19 protein-coding genes and 1 other RNA gene are annotated in these 23696 nt (G+C 48.8%); 7 read left to right on the top strand and 13 right to left on the bottom strand.

Annotated features, from left to right (window positions below):
• Nucleotides 1-7: 7 nt before the first annotated feature.
• Complete coding sequence (locus tag B5D40_RS03310; protein WP_078775759.1) at nucleotides 8-1705, bottom strand: M3 family oligoendopeptidase; 1698 nt, start codon at nucleotides 1703-1705, stop codon at nucleotides 8-10.
• Entirely contained in the window at nucleotides 1702-3693 is a 1992-nt protein-coding gene (ligA, locus tag B5D40_RS03305; RefSeq protein WP_233134213.1) for an NAD-dependent DNA ligase LigA, read from the bottom strand. The genes B5D40_RS03310 and ligA overlap by 4 nt, the downstream gene beginning before the upstream one ends.
• 305 nt (nucleotides 3694-3998) lie before the next feature.
• On the opposite strand from ligA, the gene B5D40_RS03300 reads away from it, so the two are divergent.
• Both B5D40_RS03300 and B5D40_RS03295 read left to right on the top strand, forming a co-directional pair.
• Nucleotides 3999-4832 carry a hypothetical protein gene (locus tag B5D40_RS03300; RefSeq protein ID WP_078775757.1) on the top strand — a complete coding sequence of 278 codons (834 nt, stop codon included), beginning with the start codon at nucleotides 3999-4001 and terminating at the stop codon, nucleotides 4830-4832.
• A 6-nt stretch (nucleotides 4833-4838) separates the two neighbouring features.
• Complete coding sequence (locus B5D40_RS03295; RefSeq protein ID WP_078775756.1) at nucleotides 4839-6095, top strand: DUF763 domain-containing protein; 1257 nt, start codon at nucleotides 4839-4841, stop codon at nucleotides 6093-6095.
• Nucleotide 6096: 1 nt separating this feature from the next.
• Here the strand turns inward: B5D40_RS03295 and rdgB are convergent, their stop codons facing one another.
• On the bottom strand, nucleotides 6097-6738 hold the full coding sequence (gene rdgB, locus B5D40_RS03290; RefSeq protein WP_078775755.1) for an RdgB/HAM1 family non-canonical purine NTP pyrophosphatase: 642 nt from the start codon (nucleotides 6736-6738) through the stop codon (nucleotides 6097-6099).
• Nucleotides 6739-6992: 254 nt separating this feature from the next.
• Nucleotides 6993-7374, bottom strand: an RNA gene (rnpB, locus tag B5D40_RS03285) — RNase P RNA component class A.
• Nucleotides 7375-7679: 305 nt separating this feature from the next.
• Here rnpB and B5D40_RS03280 point away from each other — a divergent pair.
• From B5D40_RS03280 to B5D40_RS03270, 3 genes are read left to right on the top strand one after another with little or no spacing between them, the layout of a single operon-like run.
• Nucleotides 7680-10004, top strand: coding sequence for a DUF748 domain-containing protein (locus tag B5D40_RS03280; protein WP_078775754.1), 2325 nt, complete (start codon nucleotides 7680-7682; stop codon nucleotides 10002-10004).
• Complete coding sequence (locus tag B5D40_RS03275; RefSeq protein ID WP_078775753.1) at nucleotides 10001-11752, top strand: BamA/TamA family outer membrane protein; 1752 nt, start codon at nucleotides 10001-10003, stop codon at nucleotides 11750-11752. The genes B5D40_RS03280 and B5D40_RS03275 overlap by 4 nt, the downstream gene beginning before the upstream one ends.
• Nucleotides 11753-11759: 7 nt before the next feature.
• Nucleotides 11760-12044: a hypothetical protein gene (locus B5D40_RS03270; protein WP_073305076.1), complete on the top strand. Its 285-nt coding sequence runs from the start codon at nucleotides 11760-11762 to the stop codon at nucleotides 12042-12044.
• On the opposite strand, the gene B5D40_RS03265 is transcribed toward B5D40_RS03270, so the two are convergent.
• A complete protein-coding gene (locus tag B5D40_RS03265; RefSeq protein ID WP_078775752.1) occupies nucleotides 12045-12407 on the bottom strand; it encodes a hypothetical protein in 363 nt (120 codons plus the stop codon). It abuts the gene before it with no gap.
• 53 nt (nucleotides 12408-12460) lie between these two features.
• On the opposite strand from B5D40_RS03265, the gene B5D40_RS03260 reads away from it, so the two are divergent.
• Entirely contained in the window at nucleotides 12461-12877 is a 417-nt protein-coding gene (locus B5D40_RS03260) for a hypothetical protein (protein WP_143394320.1), read from the top strand.
• A 5-nt stretch (nucleotides 12878-12882) separates the two neighbouring features.
• Here the strand turns inward: B5D40_RS03260 and B5D40_RS03255 are convergent, their stop codons facing one another.
• The 8 genes from B5D40_RS03255 to B5D40_RS03220 form a co-directional block, all read right to left on the bottom strand.
• Nucleotides 12883-14094: a formylglycine-generating enzyme family protein gene (locus B5D40_RS03255; protein WP_078775750.1), complete on the bottom strand. Its 1212-nt coding sequence runs from the start codon at nucleotides 14092-14094 to the stop codon at nucleotides 12883-12885.
• Between the two features lie 36 nt (nucleotides 14095-14130).
• A complete protein-coding gene (cdaA, locus tag B5D40_RS03250) occupies nucleotides 14131-14937 on the bottom strand; it encodes a diadenylate cyclase CdaA (RefSeq protein ID WP_073305084.1) in 807 nt (268 codons plus the stop codon).
• Nucleotides 14924-15811, bottom strand: a complete 888-nt coding sequence (gene folP, locus B5D40_RS03245; protein WP_078775749.1) for a dihydropteroate synthase — start codon at nucleotides 15809-15811, stop codon at nucleotides 14924-14926. Before folP ends, cdaA begins: the two co-directional genes overlap by 14 nt.
• A 1-nt stretch (nucleotide 15812) precedes the next feature.
• A complete protein-coding gene (ftsH, locus tag B5D40_RS03240) occupies nucleotides 15813-17903 on the bottom strand; it encodes an ATP-dependent zinc metalloprotease FtsH (protein ID WP_233126350.1) in 2091 nt (696 codons plus the stop codon).
• A 102-nt stretch (nucleotides 17904-18005) separates the two neighbouring features.
• Complete coding sequence (gene tilS, locus B5D40_RS03235) at nucleotides 18006-19154, bottom strand: tRNA lysidine(34) synthetase TilS (protein WP_158222057.1); 1149 nt, start codon at nucleotides 19152-19154, stop codon at nucleotides 18006-18008.
• Nucleotides 19155-19220: 66 nt separating this feature from the next.
• A complete protein-coding gene (gene hisI / locus B5D40_RS03230) occupies nucleotides 19221-19571 on the bottom strand; it encodes a phosphoribosyl-AMP cyclohydrolase (protein ID WP_073305087.1) in 351 nt (116 codons plus the stop codon).
• A gap of 7 nt (nucleotides 19572-19578) precedes the next feature.
• Nucleotides 19579-20844 carry a glutamate-5-semialdehyde dehydrogenase gene (locus tag B5D40_RS03225; protein ID WP_078775747.1) on the bottom strand — a complete coding sequence of 422 codons (1266 nt, stop codon included), beginning with the start codon at nucleotides 20842-20844 and terminating at the stop codon, nucleotides 19579-19581.
• A gap of 145 nt (nucleotides 20845-20989) precedes the next feature.
• The gene (locus B5D40_RS03220; RefSeq protein ID WP_233134212.1) at nucleotides 20990-22399 is read right to left on the bottom strand and encodes a capsule assembly Wzi family protein; all 1410 of its coding nucleotides are present in this window, start codon (nucleotides 22397-22399) and stop codon (nucleotides 20990-20992) included.
• Between the two features lie 174 nt (nucleotides 22400-22573).
• Here B5D40_RS03220 and B5D40_RS03215 point away from each other — a divergent pair, with 174 nt between their 5' ends.
• A complete protein-coding gene (locus tag B5D40_RS03215; protein WP_078775745.1) occupies nucleotides 22574-23695 on the top strand; it encodes a glycosyltransferase in 1122 nt (373 codons plus the stop codon).
• Nucleotide 23696: the final 1 nt, after the last annotated feature.

The following is a 23696-nucleotide window of genomic DNA, read 5'->3' as shown; positions in this document are numbered from 1 at the left end:
CGGAGGCTTAACGTTTCAAACGGGCGATTTCGTCGCTTAAATCGCGAATCAGCGGTTCGATGGTCGCCGCGGAAAAATCGAAGCGAATGCCCGCGCGAGAGAAAATTTCCGGGAGGGGCCTGCTGCTTCCGAGTGCTTCGGCGGCAAAGAGGTCTTCCAGACCTTTTTTCGGATTTTTGCGGAAGTTCTCCCAGACTTGGAGCGCACCGAGCTGGGCGATGCCGTATTCGATGTAGTAGAAGGGCACTTCAAAGATGTGCAGCTGTTTTTGCCACAGGTAGGCGTGTTCGTCGTCGAGTCCCGAATAATCGATGCCCGCGTCGTAGCGGTCCATCACGGAAAGCCACATTTCCTTGCGGTCGCTGGCGGTGTGGTTCGGGTGGGAATACATCAAGTGCTGGAACGAGTCGATGGAGGCGACCCATGGGAAAAGCCAGATGATCTCTTCGAGTTCGCTAATTCGGCTGCGGTTGGCGTCGGCTTCGTTCGGGTAGAACGGAGAAAGGTCCGTGGACCCGATGAGTTCCATGCTCATGCTGGAAACTTCGGCAAATTCAGAGGGCACGTCGTGGAAGGCGGTCAAGGGCAGGTCGGCGACTCCAAACTGCTGGAAGGAATGTCCGCTTTCATGGAGAAGGGTGTAAATATCGCCATCGGTTCCCGCAGCGTTCATAAAGATAAAGGGACGCCCGCTTTCTTCAAATCCGATCTGGTATCCGCCGGGAGCTTTTCCCACACGGCTGTCCGGGTCGATCAGTTTTTCCTTTTGCATGGTGCGGAACCAGTCGGAGGTTTGCGGGGAAAGCCTGTCGAATATCTGACCGACTTTTTCAATCAGTTCGTCGCCTTTTTGAAAAGGCTTGAGCGGCGGGCGGGAAAGGGCATCGACGTCGGTGTCCCAAGGGCGCAAGCGTTCAAGTTTTAACATCTGCGCTTTTTCCCGGTAGAGGTCGGCGAGATAGGGCAGAATAATTTTTTCAATGCTTTCGTGGAAGGTCCGGCAGTCCGCAGGAGTGTAGTCGAATCGGGATTTCGCTTTGAAAATGTAATCGAGATAATTGTCGAATCCCGAATTTTTGGAAATCTGGATGCGGTTGCGGAACAGCGTGTCGAATGCGGCGTCTAGGCGTTCTTTGTCTTGAAGCCTGCGGCTGGCGATTTTTCTCCAGGCGTCTTCGCGGATTTTCCGGTCGGTCTCTTTCAAAAGGGGAGCCATCTGCTGAAGCGTCCTGGTTTCGCCCTTGTATTCGACCGTCATGGTGCTCGTAATCTGCTGGTATGCCTGAATGTCCGTGGTTTCTTTGGTGAAGAGGGGAATGTTTTCCTGCCGGAAAAGTTCCAGGCTGGAACGGACATCGCGAAAGTACATCCCGAATTCATTTTCCAGATCGGGAATGTTCGGGTGAGCCATCATTTTGCGTTCCAGTTTGTTGCCGTAGTCTTCGCATATCGGGTCGATGTTTTGTACAAAATCCATATAGGCTTTGGCGATTTTTTCGTCCTGGGTATGCGAGGTCATGGCGACGTAGCGCCGTGCGTTTTCTTCGGAAAGAACGGTGGAAAGTTCATTCCACTGGAGAATCCATTCTTTCAAGGCTTTGGCGTTGAAGGGGATTTCCTGTTGTAAAAGCTTCTGGTAGTATTCGGTGACCAGCTTGGCGTCGTCCGCTTTAAAATCGGCGGGAATAAAACTTCTTTTCATCATGAACCTAAATTAGATAATTCGTTTAGCAGCCATGCTTCGTCGTGAATGGGGATGCCCAGTTCTTGCGCTTTTTGCAGTTTGCTGCCAGCGGCTTCACCCGCTAGAACCCACGACGTCTTTTTGCTGACCGAGCCGGAAACTTTTCCTCCGTTTTCTTCAATCATTTTTCGGGCGGCGTTTCGGTCGAGAGTCGGGAGGGTTCCGGTTATAACGGCGGTGATTCCGGCGAAATGATCTTTGACTTCTCCGGTAAATTGGGTCTCCAGACCTTTGGATACGAGCGCGTCTAATTCCGATTTGAAAACGGGATCTTTGAAAAATTCGCAGATGCTGCTGGCAATGCGATCGCCGATGTCGGGAATGGCGGTAAGTTCTTCGATAGTCGCCTCTTGCAATTTTTGCAAGCTTCGGAAATGCTTGGCGAGAATTCGGGCTTTGGTGCGACCGACAAAGCGGATTCCAATGGCGAACAGCAGGTTTTCTAAACTGAGCCGCTTGCTTTTTTGAATGGAGTCGAGAACGTTTTGTGCGCTTTTTTCGGCCATGCGGTCCAAAGAAACCAAATCTTCCTGAGTCAAGTCATAAATGTCCGAAAGAGCTGAAATTTTATGAGCGTCCAAAAGTTCGGCGATAAGGGCGGGTCCCAGATTTTCGATGTTCATGGCTTCGCGAGAAACAAAGTGTTCAAAAAGGCATTGCCTCATGGCAGGGCAGTGCAGGTTTTCGCAGCGCAGATCGACCTGCTCCTCTTTTTTGCTGAGGGGCATTCCGCAGACGGGGCAGTATTCGGGAGCGGCAATAGGAACGCTGTGCTCCGGTCGCTTGGTCAAATCGACTTCTATGATTTTGGGAATGATGTCTCCGCCTTTTTCGACTCCGACGGTATCGCCAACTCGCACTCCGAGGCGTTCTATCTCGTCAAAGTTGTGCAAGGTCGCCCGTTTGACGGTTGTTCCGGCCAGCCGGACGGGTTCAAAATTGGCAACCGGGGTGATGCGCCCCGTTCTTCCGACTTGAAAATCGACGGAATGAATTTGCGTGTAGGCGCGTTCGGCTTTGAATTTATAGGCGAGAGCCCAGCGAGGGCTTTTGGAAGTAAATCCCAGTTCCTGTTGCAATTCCAAATCGTTCTGCTTGATGACCATGCCGTCTATCGGGTAGGGAAGTTCTTCGCGGCCTTCCAGAATCCGGTCGGAAATCTGCATGATTTCTTCGGTGTTGTGTGCCGTCCAAAATTCATTTGTCGGGAATCCAAAGGCCTTTAGCATTTGCAGATTTTCGGAATGCTTTTGGGTGCCTATGGCATCAGGGATATGGTAAGCGAAAAAACGGAGGCGACGTTTGGCGCATTCCTGCGGGTCTTTTAATTTCAGCGTTCCGGATGCCGTATTGCGCGGATTCTGAAATCCTTTAAGCCCTTGGGCTTCCAGTTCGTCGTTCAGGAATTCGAATGTTTTAAATTCCATATAAACTTCGCCTCGGACTTCGAGAAGGCCTTGCGGAGCCCCGTCGATTTTGTGCGGAATGTCCGCAATGGTTTTTACGTTGGCGGTCACATCGTCGCCTACGGAGCCGTTTCCGCGAGTTGCCGCCCGGACGAGAATCCCGTTCTGGTAGGTCAGCGACATACTGATGCCGTCGATTTTTCTTTCGCAAATCCATTCGGTTGCTTGAGGAACGCTGGATAGCGCCTGATGAATAAATTCCGCAACCTCTTCCTTGCTGTAGGCGTTGGAAATGGAAAGCATGGGAATGCGGTGTTCCACTTTTTGAAAATGATTGAGAAGATCGCTCCCGACAACGGCGGTTAGCGATTCGGGATTTTTCCATTCTGGGTGGGCGATTTCAAACGCTTCGAGTTCTTTGATGCCAAAGTCGAAATCCTGGTCGCTCATCGGCGAGTAGCCGTCTTTGTAATAGGCTTCGCTCGCTTGTTTCAATTGTTTTTGCAGTTCTACATAGCGGGAATAATCATCGGTGTTTTGCATAATTCAAAAATATAAAATGGTGAAAAGGCGAAATTTCTTTTCAAAAATTAAGTCCCGTTTCGCTTGCCCAAGGAATGTAGAAGTGCTTCCTTGACGCTAGTTGGTGATTAGAGCCTATCGATTAGTTCGGCAAACGGTTGCTGAGCTTGTCGAAGCACACTAACCAAAATTCAGGGACCGGTTAATAGTTATGAGTTGGGAATTGAAACTAAGAACTAAGAACTGAGAATAATTGAGAGCATTTGGTGGAAGATTGTCCATAATTCCCCAATTTTTAGAGCTGGCCTTTTGCTATTTTAGTACCGATGAAAAAAATTGTCTCTCTTTTGTTCCTTGCTGTTGCCGCGTTGGCAACTCCGCCCGTTATTTTTGAATCCGCACAACCGTTCCGTTCTGAGGAGCTGTTTCAAAAACTGGATGAAAAGGGCGGTGGCGGCACTTGGATGGAATGGGATGCCGATGGCGTGCTGGATTCGGCGATCGCAGCGATTGTGATGGATGAAAAGGGGCAGATTTGCCGCAAAGTGGAGCACGGTTGGCTTTTGAATTCACCAAACGGAAAAAAATTATTCGCCCTTTTGGAGAAAAAAGAAAAAGGAGAAAAACTTTCTTTTTTTGAAATCGGTAAAATTTCTACGAAAAAAATTCCCTTGGATATTAAAGAACCGCTTCAGGCCCAAACGGTTTTTCGGGATTATCGAGAAAAACTTCCCGGGCTTTATGTGCATCTCGACGATACGAATTTACAGGTTGCCGTCCGTCAGAACGAAATCCAGTTTTCGTATTTAAAACCCGATGCGCAGCCCATTGCTCCCATTCCTCACTTTGCGATGCTTTCGGAAACGCAGAAACTGTTGGAAATCCAGACACGGCGTGATTTTTACGCTTACGAATATGCGTTGATGGTGCAAGCTTTTATCGCCAGTACTCGAGGCCTTTTCAACTGGCAAATTTGGCATTGGTACAATAAGGATTGGATTTCATCGGCGATGATTTCCGAACGTGAAATTTCGGCAATCCTTTCTTCTCCGGACCAAAGTAAATTTGTACGCATTTTCTTTCAAAAGCTTTCTAGCGGAGGCTTTGTGGAAATGCAGACAAATTCACATGGATCCTTTCTGCTGACGATTCGTCGGTAGCGTTTTATGCCCAAGCGAACCGGAATTGCTGACTTGCCGCTGCATACGGGGACGGTTCCTCGCTGGCTTGCGGACAGAATGCGCGATCTGGGACGCCTGATTGCAGAGAGCATTGTTGAAAATTACGGGAAAAGGGAATTTCTTGTTCGATTGAGCGATCCTCTTTGGTTTCAGTCCTTGGGCGCGGTTTTAGGAATGGATTGGCATTCTTCGGGAATTACGACCAGCGTGATGTATGCGTTAAAGCGCGGATTGAATCCGATTGCCAAAGAGCTTGGCATTTTTATTTGTGGAGGCCGGGGAAAGTATTCCCGGGAAACGCCTGCCGAACTTTTGGCCTTCTCGGACAAGACGGGGTTGAATGGATGGGATTTGGAACGGGCGAGCCGCTTGTGTGCGAAGGTGGATAATACGGCGGTGCAAGACGGATTCCAACTTTACCAGCACAATTTTATTGTTACGGACGAGGGGGATTGGGCTGTCGTGCAGCAGGGGATGAATCCGGCAGCGCGAGCGGCAAGACGCTATCATTGGAGCTCTGCCCGTTTGCGTTCTTTCGTGGAAAATCCGCATTCGGGAGTGGTCGGCGAAAATCGGGGCGAAATTTTAAATCTGACGGACTTGGGCGCGGCTCCGACGAGAAGTTCCATTCTTTCCCTTTCTCGGGAAAATCCGGATCGAGTCCTGCATGAAATTTCGCAGATGGTAAATCCTTCGACGTCGATTGTCGTGCCGGAGCAATTCGATTTGTTTGATTCGAAGCCGGAACCGATTGAAATTTGCCATTCCCGCGATTTGCGGATGCCCACGCATCACGATGTCCGAATGGAAGATGTGAATCTCAAGCGTTTAGGCGGCGTTCTTGCGACCGCTTACGAATCCAATCCAAACGATTTTGAAAGTCTGCTTTTGACCCCCGGACTAGGGCCGCGTACATTGCAATCGCTGACCCTTGTCAGTGAAGTTATCAACGGGACGCCTTCTCGTTTCAGCGATCCGGCGCGTTATTCTTTTGCGCACGGGGGAAAGGACGGTCATCCTTTTCCTGTTCCTTGCCGTATTTATGACGAATCGATTCGTATTCTGGGAGCTTCCATTGAACGGGCAAAACTCGGAGAACGCGATAAGCTGGAATGCTTAAATCGCCTGCATCGGACGCAGCTTTTTGTGGAAAAAAATTGCCATCCGACGGCGGATTTTCAAAAAACGCTCGCTCACGAGAAAGCGCATTCCGAGGAGTGGGGCGGAAGAGTGGTGGGATAATTTAATTTTGCCTTAAATCATTTTCCAAAGCGTCGCGAAGGGCGCGAATGGCGTTTCCGCGATGGCTGATCGGCTTTTTTTCGGCGAGTTCCATTTGGGCAAAAGTCTTTGAAAATCCGTTCGGAATAAAAAGCGGATCGTAACCGAATCCTTTGTCGCCTACGGGAGCCAAGTTGATCTGCCCACGGCATTCGCCTTCGAAAATCCGGGGTTCGGAAATCGAAAATTTTCCGTTGCTTTCTCGGATGACAGTCTGGTAGGAAAGGGCACAAAAATATCTTGCGCTGCGATCTTTAACTCCTTCGAGTTTCTGGAGCAGTTTGGCGTTGTTGGCCTTGTCGTCTCCGTGTTTTCCGGCATAGCGGGCACTGTAAATCCCGGGCTCACCGTCAAGAGCAAAAACCTGCAAACCCGAATCGTCGGCGAGGACGGTCGCTTCCGTATTTTTTTCGGCGAGCCATCTGGCAACGGTTTGCGATTTGATGATGGCGTTTTCTTCAAAGGAGTTTCCGTTTTCTAGAATATCTTCTTCAAAACCGATTTCCCGGAGGGTTTTAAAATCGTTCTGTTCGGTTCCTAAAATAAAGGCGAAATCCCGGATTTTTCCGGCGTTTCCCGTAGCGATGACGAATAAGCGTTTCATACGACGGCAATTATAGAAAATGTGAAGTGTCTGAGAATGGGACGTGTTGCTGTAAACAGGAAGCGAAAAATGCTAGTTGTCAGTGCCCTTCGACAGGCTCAGGGACCGATTGTCGAAGCACAGCTGTCGTCTGTCGAAACATGGTTGGTTTCAACCTTACCCAAGCGTTTTTAGAGGCTGCCTAAACACGAAAATGTCGCAGCGGATTGTCCGATTAAAATAAAAGAGGGAGCTTCCCTTTTCGAGAAGCTCCCATAATAGGGACAACTATAAGCCGGGTTCTGTGCCGGCATAGAGTCGGCGATGACCATCTATCTGGGCACGCCATTGCTGACGGCCTCGAGCAACCTACCCGAATTCCGACTGGAAAAGGCTACCCAGGCTCCGTAATCGGAGCGGAATTCTGCTTGGTCTTGCACCGGATGGGGCTTGCCGTGCCATTTCTGTCGCCAGAAATGCGGTGAGCTCTTACCTCGCCTTTTCACCCTTGCCTTTGAAGCGAACTTCAAAAAGGCGGTTTGTTTTCTGCTGCGCTTTCCGTCGCATTTCTGCGCCTGGACGTTATCCAGCATCCTGCCTTGCGGTGCCCGGACTTTCCTCCCTTGCTTTCGCAAGAGCGGCCATCCGTTGTCCCGCAATCAATTTAGAAAAATTTTAACCTTTTGTCGGAAAAAAGAAAACTTCATCACTGGCGGACGGATTTTCCCTTTGGAATTCATATTTTGTAAAATCCTCTAAAGAATTAAATATGGTGAAATAGGACCTTCGGGGCATCTCTAAAAATTCATTTTCAAAAAAATCGGCAGCATTAGAGTTATCAGTGGTTGCGAAAAATGCCTTTTACGAATAATGGTGGAAGGCCTTTCTTCGCGTCGAGGGAATCTTTGCGATTTCAAAGGAATTGATTTTATGGGGCATTTTATTTTTCTATCGTTTCCTGTATGAAAAAAGGGATTCGCATCATCGGAATTGTTTTGGCGGCGCTGCTCTTGCTGTTTTTCGCCGCTTGTCTTATCGCTCCGAAATTCGCTGGCAGCTACATAGAAGGACACTCCCGAGAATGGATAGGAAGAAAAATTCAAATCGGCGGCATTTCTTTCAACCCGTTCCGTTTTACCGTGCGGATTGAAAATTTTGACCTTTTTGAAAACGACGATACGACAAAATTTGTTTCTTTCCGGGAATTTTTTGTCAATGTGGATCCGAGCTGTCTGTTTGTCGGGGACATTTGTCTTTCGGAAGTTCGCGTGGATTCGCCCTTTGCTCGCGTGCTCAAAAACGGGGAACATTTTAATTTTAGCGATATTCTCGATCGCTTTGCCGCTTCGGATTCGTCTTCCAGCAAATTGGAAACTCTGGCGGAAGCCTCGGAAACGGATAGCGTTCAAACTCAAAAATCTCAAGGAGAAAAATCCCCTCAAGAGCAATCTTCATCGGATGCTGCGGGAAGTGCGCTGCCTTTGGGAATTTCGATTCGGCAAATCGCCGTTCTTTCTGGAAACGTCATCTTTGAAGACGGGGAAGTGCAGTCGCATTTGGAATTGAAGGATTTTTCGGTGCGCGTTCCCGAAGTTTATTTTTCGGATAAAAAAACTTCGGCGGGTTTAGAGCTTTCGTTTGCGAGCGGCGGCGCGTTGAAGGTTTTTGCCGATTACAATATGCAGCAAGGAAACTTTGGCGTTCGGGTAAAGTTGTCGGATTTTTCGATGGGTGCCGTGCAGCCTTATTTGAAAACGGCTTTGCAGTTTCAGGATTTGTCGGGCAAAGTAGGCGTGGATATTTCGGCGACGGGCAATGTAAAAGATGTTCTGTCGGCTTCGGTGAAAGGTACGGTTTCTGTGGATGACGTGGTTTTGACGGAAACTTCGGGAAAGACTTTGGAAGTTGCACATTTGGGCGTGGGGATTGGCGACGTGAACTTGGGCAAGAATCGTTTTGTTCTGGATTCGCTCACTTTGCGTGGAGCGTCTGCGCATTTCGACCTGTATAAAAATTCCAACAATATCCAGGTTCTTTTGACTCCGAAGAATAGTTCTGGAGAGTCTGGCGAGCAGGAATTTCGGGATTCCGTGCTTGCGGCTTCCGTGGATTCTACGGCTGCCAAAACGCTGGACACCAATTCGGAAAAATCCCCAAACGATTCGTTGAAAAATGAAATTTCCCAAACGCCATCTTTGCAGGCTTCGCTCGCGAAACTTTCCGTATCCGAAACGAAATTCACCTTTAACGACAATACGATTCCCGGCGGCTTCTCTTATACGGTTTCGGGGATAGCTCTGGATGCGTCGAATATCGCGCTTGATAAGCAGGTTTCCTTGCTTGTGCACGCGGCGCTTCCGCATGGCGGTTCAGTGAAGGTTTCCGCCAAAATGCAACCTTCGGACAGAACGTCCCTGCAAGCGAATATCGATGTGAAAAATGTGAATATGGCGGACTTTTCCAAGTATTCGGAACATTATACGGGCTATCCGCTGGAAGCCGGTTCTCTTGGATTCGCTTCGGACAACGTGATTCGCCATTATGAAATCGACAGCCGCAACAATATCGATATTTACAATTTGACTGTCGGGGACAAGCCTTCGGATGCCAAGCCCGAATATACGGTTCCGATGAAAATCGCCCTCTACATTCTTAAAGATAAGGATGGCAAAATTGCTTTTGACATTCCGGTGAAAGGCAATTTGCAGGATCCCGAATTTTCATACGGGAAAATCGTCTGGCAGACGCTGGTCAATTTGCTGGTAAAGGTTGCGCTTTCTCCGGCCAAGTTGATATTCGGAAATTCGACGCCGAGCGATTTTGCGTTTGATATTGCCGCCGACGACTTCACCAGCGAACAATATGGAATTGCACAGGAATGGACGAAGGTTCTTTCCCTGAAGCCGGGTTCCAAATTGACGGTTGTGCAGGTTTACAATCCCAAAAAACAGCAGGAATCTTTTCTCCGCAAAATGGAAAAACTCGAATTTTACAGGGCGCAGACGGGCAAAGCGAATTTGACGCCGGTAGAACGCAAGGCGGCATTAGAAGCCAAAGACGACGATGCGTTTAAACAATTTCAAGAGACGTGGAAACGCCCTTCGGATAAGGAGTTGCTGGAGATGTTGAATCGCCTCGCCCAACAGCGAAATGAAAAATTGCAGAAAATTCTGGCGACACAGGATGGAGTGTCCGCGCAAAATTTGAAGGTCCGTTTGGCGACTGCCGAAGAGCGTCGTTCCATCGGCAATAAATCCGTATTCCGGATGTCGGTGCAGTTGCCGTGATTCGGGGAGTCTTCATTCTTTTTGCTGCCGTCGCTGCTTTTGCCGCGGTTCCGGCGAAGTCTTTTTTTGTGCGTCCTTCGGCGGATTCGCTCGTCTTTTTCCGGGTGGATTCCATTGTGGTTCAAAACGGAGACGCTTTTGACGATTCCAAAGCGTATTCCTGGGCGGATAGTCTGGTTTATCGGATAGGAAATACGATTCATATTGAAACCCGTGAATCTGTTGTAAAAAAACTGGTTCTTTTTGATGTCGGCGATTCGGTGAATTTATATGAACTCATCGAAAGTGAAAAAAATTTGCGAAGCCAGGCGTATATCGCCGATGCGCATATTACACGGAAAATTTCCTCTGATGGAAAAAATATTTTGTATGTCAAAACCAGCGATACCTGGACGCTGACGATTCCGCTTTCCTTGGAGCGTCCGAGCGATGGACCGGTTTATTTTGGCATTGGGCTTTGGGAAAATAATTTCTTGGGATTCGGGCAGACTATCGGCGTGTACTATTCCCATGATGAATTCCGGGATCGCTATATGGCGCTTTATAACAACGCAAATTTCTTGTTCCGCCATAACCGATTTGAGCTTTCCATTTCGGAAAATACCGATGGCTATACAAATTATGCAACCATGTATAAGCCTTATCTTTCCCGCAGCAAAAATGAATGGGCTTATACGGCAGCGGGCTATATGGACAAGCGGGATGTCAAGTATTATTGGACGGGAAAGTTGCCTTCTTCGAAGGTTGCAATTCCCGTCGCCGATTCCGTCAAAAAGGATTTGCCTAGTTTCAATGACAGGCATGGCAATGTTCTTCTTCGGGTGAATGAACTGGAAGAAGATTCGGCGTCATTCCGCTTGGGACATTCTTTTGGCAATGAGGAGTTTAAAATTCATTTCTCGCTGGGTTATGATTATCACAGGCTGGGACGTTCCTATAAAAATGCTAAACGGCAGTTGTTTTTAGAAAACGATCGGGCTTATGCGTTGGATTCTTCGGAGGTTGAAAACTGGATTCCCGAAATGCTCGATTCCCGTCTGGGCTTCAGTTTGGACTTTTCCCGCATCCGCTATGATCGCCTGATCAATTTTAAACACGCCAAGTGGACGGAAGACGTGGAAAAGGGCTATACCGTTAAAATCGGCTATTCCAAAAATTTCGAAGCATTGGGGGCAATGGATAACGACAGCCGTCTGGATTACAAAATTTCGCTGGCTTTGGGATCGAAACAGCATCACCTGATGCTTTCCGCCTGGTCGTATTTTTATTTTAATTCGGAACGCCGTCGGGATGTTTATGAACGGATTTCGATGGAATATATTTGGAGAAGCAACGATTGGTTTTCCACGGAATTGCGTGGGCATATCGATACTTACAAGGATGCGCCTTACGGCAAACAGCTTTCCTTGGGCGGGCTTTCCAATCAGGAATTCTATGGCTTTCCGACCTACCTTTATACGGGGCAGGCGCGCTTCTTTGGGCAGTTGGAAGAGCGCTTCTTTCCCCATTTCGAAATAGGGACGGTTTCGCCTGTTTTTGCCGCCTTTTTCAAATTCGGAGAAACATCGTCGGCAATTCACAAATTTGAACCTCGGGATTTGACATACATCGCGGGTTTTGGCATTCGATTCGCCATGACCAAATCCGTCTCTAATTTAGTGAACCATTTGAATTTTAGTTGGCCTTTGAACGGTCCGCTCAAGTCGGCATCTCCTAAAATCAGCCTGATCGGATTGTTTTCCCTGTAGAGGATTTATGAACCGGAAACTTTATGTTGTGGAATTTATCATCGGCGTTATTGCCGTTGTTCTCGGGTGCTGGATTTCTATTCTGGTGTGGCGTGACGGCTATTTTCCCGGAGCGTTGATGCTGGTTGTCACGGGATTTTTAAGTACGCTTCTCGCTTTCAAGGAATTGAAAAAAATAAAAGGCCCTGCATGGCAGGAATCCTTTCTGAAAATACTTCGGCGAACAATGCTCTTTTTGAATTTTACGTTGTCGCTTGTCGTGCTGGGAACTTTGTTTTCAATGGTCCTTTAATTAGGGATTTGCCGGGGTCAGCGTCTGGAATAGCTTATGGTATGTTGCTGAATCGATTCGGGCGTATGTGGAAATGATTGTTCCGAACTGGTAAAATGCGGAATCGCCCCGAACTCGCATATAGAACGGCATTTCCAGAGAATTCTTTCCCGTGAGCAGGGAATCGCCTTCGACATGCGCTTGCAAATCGCCGTTGATGTTGCGGATAGTGTAGTTGTTTTGGGAAGGATCCGGCTGAAAAACTTCAAAAATCATGTTTTCATCGCCTTGCCAATAACCGGTAAAAACGGGTTTTTCCTGTTTGCCGCAAGAAGTCAAAATGGCGAGCGAGGCAAAAGTGGCAATCCAAAACAATTTTTTCATCTTGTTCTCCGAAGGAATGAGTGCCTCTTTAAAATAGTTATTTTTGAAATTGTATGCGTTCTTGTTCTGCCATGTTGCTTTTCTTTTGCGCAATCTGCTGCGCGGAGTGGGGACCCGCCGAAGTGCATAATCTGCTGATTAAAAGGGTTCAGCTAAAAACGGGAGTCTATACGGGAAAATTGGATGCCGCCATGGATTCCGCCGGTCTGGTCGTCGTTGCAGAATATCACAAAGTGATGGGGGATTCCTATCGCCCGACGATTACAAGCGCAAATGATTATGGAAAACACGCTCGCCGTTCCAAACATTATGAAAATAAGGCACTGGATTTTCGGATTTCCGACGTCCCGCGGAATAAAAGGTCGCTGCTGGTGGCGTCGATTCGCCAAGCTTTAGGCAAACGCTTCAACGTCTTTTGGGAAGAAAAGAACACGGCGAACGAGCATTTGCATATCGAGCTTAAAGAATAGCCGCTTTATTTGGCGTCTGCACAGCAGCGGAAGCCGACAAAGTTGTACTGGTTCTGCGGGTAAAAGCTGTATTTGGTGCTGGAACAGTGGCTTTCGTTTTGCGTGTCCCAGGCTCCTCCGGCGACAAGGAAGCGGTTGGGCGCATTGGCGGGGGTCGCCGTCCATTCCCACAGATTGCCGTTCATGTCGTACATGCCGAACCAGCTCCGGCATCCTTCTTTTCTGCCGGCGCGTTTTGCGGATTTTGAATTGGTATTGCAGACCGAGGGACGGTAACTGTTTCCATAGGAATAGCGGAATCCGTCTTTTCCCCGGCAAGCGGCGCTCCATTCATCAAAGCGGCAGAGGCGTTTTCCCGCCTGTTCGCAAAGGGCGACTGCTTGTTCATGGGAAACCATGTCTTTGGCGATTTCTCCGGGAATGTTGGGATATTCATAGGCATCTACGCACACGGTCTTGCCGTTTACAGGAACAGGGTAGGCGTTTTTGCCGCAAAGATTGTCGCTCGCCATATCGTAGCGGACTTTTTGCCAAGGCGTTCTATTGCCCGCGGAGTCTTCGGCCTGGTAATAGACGTCGCCGGTTTTGTTGTAAGTCACCGCTCCGGTCAATTCTTGCGCTTGATTTGTATCGCCGACGGCGTAAAATGTTTTGCAGCGGATTTCGTCGCATTTTACTTTGATTTGAATAGGATCGTAATATCTTCCTTCGGGCGGCAAGATGAAGGCTTGAGGCGGAATGGAATCCCGATTGTTGTAAGCTTCGATGCTGTCCGCGATTTCCTTTCTCCGCCGATTCAGGCTGTCTTCTTCGGCTTTTTTCGCTTGGGCGATGCTGTCTCTGACAAAACGCTTCCGAGCGGCTATGCTGTCCTGTCGGGCTTTTTCTTCGGGCGAAAGCGGCTTTGGCGTCGCCTTGACAATGCTGTCTTGGATGCGGGCTAGGCTATCCGCGCGGGCGATGCTGTCGGCGAGAAGTGCGGCTGCAAGGCTGTCTTTGTAGCGTTGCAGGCTGTCTTCCTGGAATTTCTTGTCTTTGGCTTTGTCGTCGATTTCGGTTTTCCGTTCGGCAAGCATATCCGCTTTCATGTGGGAAAGCTGGCATTGGACGACAAATAGGGCCGCGAGCAGCAGCAACATCAGGACGAGAATCGTCAAGTGGTATTTTCTTTTTCTTTGAAGCTGGCGTTCGGAAGAATTTTTTTGTGCAGGTTTCATAAGAAATTCCCAATGGCAAAGAGGAATGGATAAAGGCTATTTGGATGCGGAGTCGTCAAAAAGAGCGCGCCAGTGGCGCTTGATTTCTTCTTCGACTTCTTTGACGCTGAGCTTGCGCCGAAGGGTGGTGCGGTAGGCGATGGAAATATAACCGGTTTCTTCGGAAACGACGATGACCATGGCGTCGCTTTCTGCGGCGAGCGCTTTGGCGGCTCGATGGCGCATTCCGTAACTGGTGTCCTGTTCCGAAGTAATCGCTGGCAGCGGAAGAATGCAGCCCGCGGCGACGATGCAGCGGCTGTTCAAGATGACTGCTCCATCATGGAGAGCCGAATTGGGGAAGAAGAGGGCGCGCAACAGACGAGAGCTGATTCGGGCGTTCAGCGCTTCTCCAGTGTCGGCGTAGTTCCGGAGTCCCACGCGGTTTTCCAAAACAATCAATGCCCCGAATTGATTTTTTGCCAAGTCCTGAACGGCGGCTCCGATTTCTTCGGCAATTTTGTTCAGTCCGCTCTGGTGGAAAAAGAGATTTTTCAAATTCATTTTGGCGGCGGATTGGCCGATGCGGGTGAGCGCTCCCCGAATTTCCGGTTGGAAGAGGATGACGATGGCGATAATGCCGAGAGTCGCCAGATTGCTCAATAGCCAAACCAGGGTGTGCAGTTCCCACCATTGCGCCAGAATCCACCCGATAAGCAGAAGGCCGCCTCCGACAAACATCTGGACGGCGCGCGTTCCGCGAAAGAGCAGAAAGACGTAATAAGCGATAATCGATATCAGAAAGATGTCGAGAATATCCGCAAAGCGGACATCGATAACGCCAAATAATTTAAACAGGTGCATGGCGGAAAGCCTTTAGTAGTTGAAAGGATTCGACGGCTTCGCGGACATCGTGCACTCGGATGACGGTTGCTCCGCCCAATGCTGCCAAAATCCCCGAAACGACCGTGGGAATGAGGCGGTCGCTGTTTTCAAGTCCGGGCGTTTTTCCGATAAAGGATTTGCGGGACATTCCATAAAGAACGGGAAAGCGGGTATCGACAAATTTTTCGGCATAGGCGATCAAATCCAGATTGTTTTGCAAGTCTTTGCCAAAGCCTATGCCCGGATCCAGACAAATCGTTTTTTCGTCCACCCCTAAATCGATGAGTTTTTGCGCTGCCTGGAGAAGGCTTTCCCGAACTTCGCGGACGACATCTTGATAGGGGGCGAAGTCTTGTTGCATCGTGCCGAAATTTCCGCGCATGTGATTCAAAACGCAAGACGCTTTGGTTTCGGCGATGGTCTGCGCCATGTTCGGGTCGAATTGCAGCGCGCTGATGTCGTTGATAATATGCGCGCCCGCTTTGACGCTTTCCAAGGCGACTTCGGATTTTACGGTATCGACGGAAATGGTGAAATTTCTGGTCGAAAGCAGGGGCGCGAGTTTGCGGATAAGGGGAACGACTCGCTCGATTTCTTCTTGGGCGGAAACGTGTGCGGCTCCGGGGCGAGAACTTTCTCCGCCGATGTCGATGATGCTTGCGCCTTCGTCTAAGAGTTTTTGGGCGTGTTCGAATGCGGCATCGAGAGTGTTGTGCTTTCCCCCGTCAAAAAAACTGTCCGGCGTGACATTCACGATTCCCATGACCGCGGGAACCGGTTTTCCCGAAATGACGTTGCCGCAGACGGTCCACGGATTTGCCGAAGAATTTTTGATATAACTGGAAAAAGGCATGTTAAGCGTGTTCTCCCTTGATTTCGGCGTCTTGTGCGGATTCCGGTTCAGTGGGGAGCGGAGCCGGACGACCCGGATCGGGCGGCGGTTCTTCATTTTGCTTTTCCTCTTCCTGTTTTTTTCGCATTTCTTCTTGGAAGAGATAGGTGCGGCTCTTTTTGGAGTCTTCCAGTTTTTCACCGGCAAGAACCCGCTCCACTTCGTCCCTGTCCAGAACTTCGTATTCAAAGAGCGCATTGCCCAGGGTGTCGAGTTTTTCCCGATTTTCTGTCAGCAGTTTTTGGGCTTTTTCCGTCAGGCGTTTTACAAGTCCGTTCACCGCATCGTCAATGGTTTCCGCCATTTTTTCGGACATTTCTTTCGGCTTGCTGATTTCCCGACCCAGGAAAATTTCGCCATCGTTGCGGCTGTAGCAGAGCGGCCCGATGTTGTCGTCAAAGCCCCATTCCGTTACCATTTTCCGGGCGAGATCCGTTGCGCGCGCGATGTCGTTGGATGCTCCGGTGCTCTGATGGTTGAATACGATCAATTCCGCGAGGCGTCCAGACATGAGAATCATGATGTTCTCTTCGGCGCTTTCCTTGGAAAGGGATACGCGGTCGTTTTCCGGAAGCGACATGGTGACGCCGAGGGCGCGTCCGCGCGGAATGATGGTTATTTTGTGCAGAGGATCGGAATGCGGGCAAAGAAGGGTCATAAGGGCGTGTCCGGCTTCATGGAATGCCGTGTGCCGTTTTTCTTCGTCGGACATCAAAAGCGTGCGATGTTCGGCTCCCATCGCGAGTTTGTCCCGCGCTTCTTCAAAGTCCTGTCGGGTTACTTTTTTGTTGTTGAATCGGGCAGCCAGGAGAGCCGCTTCGTTAATCAGATTTTCCAAATCCGCGCCTGCAAGTCCGGGGGTGCCCTTGGCGATTTCCTTCACGTTCACGTCGTCTGCCAGCGGAACTTTCCGTTTTTTCAAGTGGACGTTCAGGATGGCTTCACGACCGATCAAATCGGGAAGGCCGACGGTAATCTGGCGATCAAAACGTCCGGGGCGCAGCAGTGCTTTGTCCAGCACGTCGGGGCGGTTTGTTGCAGCTATCAGAATGACGCCGGCATTGGCGGCAAATCCGTCCATTTCCACGAGGAGCTGGTTCAAAGTCTGTTCCCGTTCATCATGCCCTCCGCCGAGACCTGCGCCGCGTTGGCGTCCCACCGCGTCGATTTCGTCAATAAAGAGGATACAGGGGGCGTTCTTTTTTCCCATATCAAAAAGGTCGCGGACGCGTGCGGCACCGACGCCCACAAACATCTCTACAAAATCCGAACCGGACATGCTGAAGAAAGGAACTCCGGCTTCTCCAGCGACTGCGCGGGCCAGCAAGGTTTTTCCCGTTCCCGGAGGGCCGACAAGCAAGGCTCCTTTGGGAATTCTTCCGCCCAGAGCGTCGTATTTTTTTGGGTCTTTCAAAAAATGAACGATTTCCACCAAATCGGCTTTGGCTTCATCGCATCCGGCGACATCTTTAAATGTCGTTTTGCTCTTTCCGTTTTCGTTGAGCTGTTTCGCTTTGCTCTTGCCAAAGGAGAACATTCCGACTCCGCCTTTTCCTCCGGTTTGACGAACCATCATATACCAGAAGAAAGCGATGAGAAGAATGGCGGGAAGGAACGCGAAAATGCGGTCTATCCAGCTTCGCGTTTCATGAAGGACGCGGACTTTCAGATTTTTCGTCTTTTCCCACGTGTCGATTTGCTCGCTGGTCAGATTGAGTACATGGCTTGTGAACGCCTGCGTGTTGTTGGGAGTGGAATTGCTGCGGACAAAACGGGAGAGAAATCCGTTTTGCTTCTTTTCTCCGGCGATTTCTTCGGAGGTCATCGCCCGTGTTCCTTCGATGGTGATGCCGTCGAGGGTGCGCTGCAATTTCAGGCTCTTGATTTCTGACGTGGAATCGTTCATCATGGCGAAGAATTCGGTTCGGGTCAGGTCTTTGGTTTCTTCGCCGTCGTAGAGGCGCATAAAGAACAAAACCATCAAAAGCATGGTTGCAATCAGGAAAAAATTCCGATTTTGAAATGCAGAAGGCGTCTTAGGCTTTTTAGTCATTTTAATCCTTTAAAAATGCGATGTAAAAATACAAATTGCAAAAAGAAATGGTTGGGGATAGCCTTTTGATAAAGGCGTTATTTTCAAATAATCAAGCCGGATTCAGCGATTGTCGCCGAGATGGATTTTGCCGATTTGAAAAATGCGGTTTTCTTCGGCATAGAGAGGGATAAAGTCCCGGACAAATGCGGGAATGCCTTCTTCTTCCATCCATTTTCCCAATTTTTTGGGTGGGCGTCCGGCAGGAATGCAAAAGTCTCCGTTTTTTCGTTTGCGAAAACCGGCAGGCGTTGCGGGCTCTTCCTTTTTTTTGTTTTGGCAAAACCAAAGTATCGATTTGGATTTTTCAAAGATCAGTTCGGCGTCTCTGGAGGAAAAGGAAGAGAGGAACTGGATGCTTCTAGGAAATGCAAATCCATTTTCTTGCAACCAAAAGCGGAAAATTTCAGCACCGCCATTGAGACTTTTTAAAGACAAATTCACCAGTACTTGTTGGTGAATGGCAATGACCGTTTCGTATGGGGAAGATTCTTTGGGGAATGGCCACAGCTTGGGGGGGAGAACAAAAGGCCGGATGGCCGTCTCGGATTGGTGACGGATTTTTTGGCAAAGGCTTGTCGACAATTTTGCGATATTTGTCAAAGAAGAAATTTCGGCATTTAAAATGGGCAAAAGCCGGTGACGGATGGCATTTCGGGCGAAGGATTCGTCGGCATTGGTTTCGTCTTCGACATATTCAATGTGATTTTCTTCGGCGTATTCTTTCAAATCGGCTTTCGTGCATGGGAGCAAAGGACGAAAAACGCCGTCTTCCCGCACGGTTTGAATGCTGCAAAGTCCTTTCCAGGAAGAGCCGCGTAAAATCCGCATCAAAACGGTTTCCGCCTGGTCGTTGGCATGGTGTGCCGTAAGGATATAGTCCGCGCGAACTTCGGGAAGAGCTGCGATTTCTTTGAGGGCGGCGTAGCGGGCAAGGCGAGCGTTTTCTTCAATGGAACCTTTTTGTTTTAGAGCGGCTCCGTTTAGATATCGGATGTAGAAGGGCCGGCGGGATTGAAAAGCAAATCGGGCGACAAAATCGGCGTCTCGGTCGGCGGTGCTGCCACGAAGTCCGTGATGGACGTGTGCAATTCCCAACCATTCGATTCCCAAAGCGAGTTGGTTGTGTACAAAGTAATGCGCTAGGCACATGGAATCCAATCCGCCGGAAACCGCAAGAAGCAAACGTTTGAAGCGTTTGGAATCTGGCAAATCGGATATCTGCATCGCTTGGGGAAGGAGTCGTTTAGGGGCGTCCGCCGGATTTGACTCCGCGGATTAATTTTCGGCTTTTTTAAAAAAACAAGTGCGGGAGCCGGTATGGCAGGCGACTTGTGGACCTTTCATGCGGACGCGAAAAAGAAGCGCATCGCTGTCGCAGTCCAGAGCCCAATCGATCACGGTCATTACGTTGCCGCTGGTATCGCCCTTGTGCCAGTATTCTTTGCGGCTGCGGCTCCAGAAAACCATTTCTCCGCATTCGATGGTTCGGCGGAGCGCCTCTTTGTCCATCCAGGCCATCATGAGCACGTCGTGCTTGTCGGCGTCCTGAACGATGGCGGGAATCAAAAACTTGTCGCCGAATTGAACTTCGTATTTGACTTCTTTTAAAATTTCTTCGGTTTGCATATTTTGCCTAATTTCTCAATTGACCGTTACCGTTCAAAATCCATTTGTAAGTGCACAGGCTTTCGATTCCCATGGGGCCACGGGCGTGAATTTTATCCGTGGAAATGCCGACTTCTGCACCGAGTCCGTAAATTCCGCCGTCGGCAAGTCGCGTGCTGGCGTTGATCATCACGCTGGAAGAATCGACGTTGCGGAGAAAATAACGCTGTACTTCGGTATCTTCGGCAAGGAGTGCTTCCGTGTGGCGGCTCGAAAATTCTTCGATGTGTTTGCAGGCTTCTTTTACGCCATCGACAATGCGGACGCTGCACTGGAGCGCAAGATATTCATGATGGTAATTGGCGTTTTCGTCGATGTCTTTGATATCGGGAATGCGTTCTCGGGTTTTGGCGTCTCCGAACATTTCCACTTTTTTAGCGCGAAGCGGATCGAGAATCGCCTTCATATCGCTATCGGAAAGGCTGGAGTCCAGGAGCAACGTCTCCATGGCATTGCAGGTTCCGGGGCGTTGCGTTTTGGCGTTTTCGACAATTCTGGCGGCCATTTCCAGATTTGCAGATTTGTCCACATAGATGTGGCAAATGCCGTTGAAATGCTTGATGACAGGGATGGAACTCTGTTCGACGACGGCGCGAATCAACCGTTCGCCGCCTCGGGGAATCACCAAGTCCAGATATTCGGATTGTTTTAAAAGAGCCGAGACGACGGCATGGTCGGGCTCTTCGACGAGTTGGACGGCGTCGGAATCTATTCCGGTTTTGGTCAGCGCGTCTCGAAAAATCTGGGCGAGAATTTGGGAGGAATGCAGGGACTCTTTTCCTCCGCGCAAGACGACTGCATTTCCCGACTTGAAACAAAGTGCAGCACCGTCGATAGTCACATTCGGACGGCTTTCATAAATGAAAAAAATGCAGCCCAGAGGCACGGTAACTCGGGAAATATCCACTCCGTTCTGGAGCGTTCTTTTTTCCAAAACTTTGTCCAAAGGATCGGGGAGAGCGGCGATTTCCTCGACTCCGCGAGCCATGTTTTCAATGCGTTCGGGATTGAGAGTCAATCTGTCCAGCTTGGCGGGGGAGAGCTTGTCTTGGCTATTTTCCAGATCCCGCGCGTTGGCTTCAAGAATCTTTTTTTCGTTTTCGCGAAGAGCTTTGGCAACTTCGGAAAGTGCCTGATTTCGGAGAGTTGCTGGAATGGTGCGAATTTTTGCGGAAGCGCTTCTGGCTTTTTGGGCCAGGCTTTCCGCATATTTTTGAATTTCGTCTTGTGTCATATCCTAAAGCTAGAAAATCAAAAGATGAATTACAACGTAAATGGATGGAACGGCTGAACGAGAATGCTTCATGGACGAAGGAATGCTTTCCAAAGGAGTTCGATGATGCCGTTGTCTATTCGAGTTTTGCGAAAAATTTTCCAAGTTACCAAGTGATGCCTGCACTTCCGCTTAAACGATAGCCTTCATAGTCGCCCGTGTAAAAGCTCTGCGAAAGATGAAGCCACAGCCACTCGGTCGGTTTGCATTGCACGCCGACGCCGAATTCCCGGTAGTGAAGAGTACTCGCTTTCGCTAAAAATTCACGATCGGTTCTGTCGTAGGGCGTGTGGATATCGTAAAGGTTGCCACCAAAGGCGGAATCCTTGGCAACATTCGAGGCAAAAAAGGAAAGCTCCACCGCTTTGTATGCAGCTCGGATTTCGGTGTAAAATTCGCGGGAATTGGGACCAAGTTCGGAACCAAAACTTTGGCCGTAATGCGTATAGGAATATCCTGCTCCCTTGTGATGCGTATAGACCCAAGGTTCAATCCAAGTGAATTCGGAGTTGAACGAAAAGAGGACTGGCCCGATTTGACGGTTGTCTGTCGCGACGCCGATGCTGGCCGCCCATTTGTTTCCCCACCAGGAATCGTCGAACATGCTGGTCGGTTTTTTCATGTCGTCCCAGAGCATTTCCGCATAGATTTCCCAGTTCGGAATCGTCTTGACGCTCATGTCAAAACTGATGCCGGTATTTTCTAAGTCTCCCGTGTAGTGCTGTGCAAAAATATAGGGAACAAACGGTGCCGCATAAATCCATTCAAAACTGCGGTCCGTGCTGTCGGCATCTTCGTTTGCGTTCGAGCCGGCTCTTTCGACTGTAGAACCATAAAGAAGCGTCTCGCTAATCCCAAATTCAATGCGGGCGGGCAGATTCAAGCCGAGGCGGTGCGCATGGAAAAATTTGTCTTTATGCTTGTCGTGATAAAGTTTTCCGGCGTATTGCGTATAGGTTACAGGTCCGATGGTAAATTCATATCCCAAATACGGTGTTGGCGCGGGCTGCATAATGTGGTCTGTTGAATCCATCCACGGACGATAGTGAACGTTCTCGCCTTTGAGAGTCAGCTTATTACGACGAGCGGGTCCCCATGCCAAATAATCGACTCCGCCCATGAGCTTTACCCATGGGTTGAAACGGAATTGGCTGCTTGCCGTAAAATAGTCCCAGGTTCGGGAATTGTCGCTCTGAACGTTAAAGGGAATGCCGTTGTAGGGATTGTAGCCCGGATCCTGGTAGCTACGGGAGGTTTTGTCGTTGGATACGCGAGCCTTCGCTTGAAATGTAAATTTGTCTGTAATCGCACCGTTGATAAAGAGCTCCACGAATAGGCTGTTTTCCGTGTGCTTGTCGGTTTTCGGTGTGTTGTCAAAGCGGGAAACCGAAAGGGAGTCGCCGAGAGTTCCTCGAATGCGGAAATAAGCGGAGGAGTCGCCAAAGCCGATATGGCCGGGAAGAGTCGCCAAAACTGTTCCGACGAAAAAAAGCAAAAGGAAGTTCGCCAATTTCATGATGGCTTTAATTTTAGAATTTCAAGGGCGAAAAGAAGTCATGAAAAATGAAATCCGGTAATTTTAAGAGCCGATTTGAAAAAAGGGCGTTTCTTTTGCTTGAAGAGGCGACGGCCCCCCGAAGAATGAAGAAAGAATACGCAGAAGGGATTTGTAAAACCTATATTTTCTGCAATGCAAAAAATGGATACAAAAATTTGCTTTTATAGCGACGCCAGAGAATGGGGCGGCCAGGAAATGCTTTCGGCTAAAATGGCAAATTTTGTTCGTGACATTTTTCCAGAAGTCATTTTTTTTCATTCTTCTGCAAAATTTTTAGAGAATCTTTCGCCAAAAATTCACAGCGTTCCGCTTCCTTTTTTTGCCAGTACGCCGTTCCCGATTTTTCGAGACCGTTCCCATCAAAAACAAAAAATTCTGCGTGAACTTTTTAAAAAATTTCAAGTGAAAGTTCTGGTGATTTGTCCGGGGAATATCGAACGTTGTTTGCCAGCCGTTCTGGTTGCGAAAAAAATGGGAATCCGATTGATATCCTATTTCCCTATGGCTTTTACGCAGCGGGAATCCGGTGCTCCCTTGGGACTTATTCGTGATTTTCTGGCACGTTTCATTTATCCAAAAATTTTCAAGTGGATTGTGATTTCAAAAACCCAAGAAAAACTTTTGCGCCGTTTTATTGGTCCGAAAAAACAAGTCTGGATTCTTCCCAATCCCGTTTCTTGGGAAGCCATTTTACCGCCTAAGATACCCATAAAGCCCCTTTCCATAGCGACTATCGGGCGGATTTATTTTAAGCAAAAAGGGCAAGATGTCATTCCGCCCCTTGCAAGGGAACTTTCCCGAATGGGTTTTCCCTGTTCTTTTCGCATTATAGGCGAAGGCCCGAATAAGAAGACCCTTGAAAAACGGATTCATCAATACGGTGTTGAAAATTCCGTACAAATTTATTCTTGGATGCCTCAAAGTGAATTGCACGAAATTCTGAAAAATCAAATCCACCTTGTTTTTATCCCATCCCATTTTGAAGGGACGCCCATGATTCTTTTTGAATCTTTCGCTTGTGGCGTTCCTGTTTTGGTTGCCGATTCTGAATACGTCAAAGAATTTGAATTGCCGGATTGGATGATTTATAATCCCCAAGACATTCAGGATGCCCTGCAAAAAATCAGGAACTTGCCCGAAAGTTTTCGTGAAGATGAATTTATGGTTTGCCGGGAACGCTTGTTTAAAAATCGTCGTCTAGATGAATTTGAAAAACGGACACAAGAAATTTTTCTCCAGATATTTCAAGAGTAAT

It is taken from the genome of Fibrobacter intestinalis (genome assembly GCF_900167415.1).
GTDB classification, from domain to species: Bacteria; Fibrobacterota; Fibrobacteria; order Fibrobacterales; family Fibrobacteraceae; genus Hallerella; species Hallerella intestinalis.
This window is presented reverse-complemented; position numbering and strand designations above follow the sequence as displayed.